Source organism: Pseudomonas sp. 50_B, assembly GCF_017491625.1.
Taxonomy (GTDB): Bacteria; Pseudomonadota; Gammaproteobacteria; order Pseudomonadales; family Pseudomonadaceae; genus Aquipseudomonas; species Aquipseudomonas danubii.
Genome location: NZ_JAFGYX010000228.1, coordinates 1 through 237, shown reverse-complemented (window position 1 = coordinate 237; position 237 = coordinate 1). Strand labels below are relative to the sequence as shown.

The following is a 237-nucleotide window of genomic DNA, read 5'->3' as shown; positions in this document are numbered from 1 at the left end:
TCATCGACGATGCCAGATAGATCAGGCTGGTATAGGTGCCGGCGGAAAACAGGGTGATCAACAGGAAGATCTGGATCATCACGTTGGTCAGCCACAGGGCATTGACCGGCACATGGTTGGCGTTCTCGCGGCGCAGGAACTCCGGCATGGTGTGGTCCTTGGCCGCGGCGAACATGATCTCCGCACACAGCAGCACCCAGGACAGCAGCGCTCCCAGCAGCGAGATGATCAGGCCGA

General features: G+C 59.9%; 1 protein-coding gene. It reads right to left on the bottom strand.

Annotated elements, in window-relative coordinates; genetic code table 11:
- Positions 1 to 237, bottom strand: a 237-nt coding sequence (locus J5M73_RS31735) for an amino acid permease (RefSeq protein WP_207817068.1), incomplete at both ends; no start/stop codon positions are given.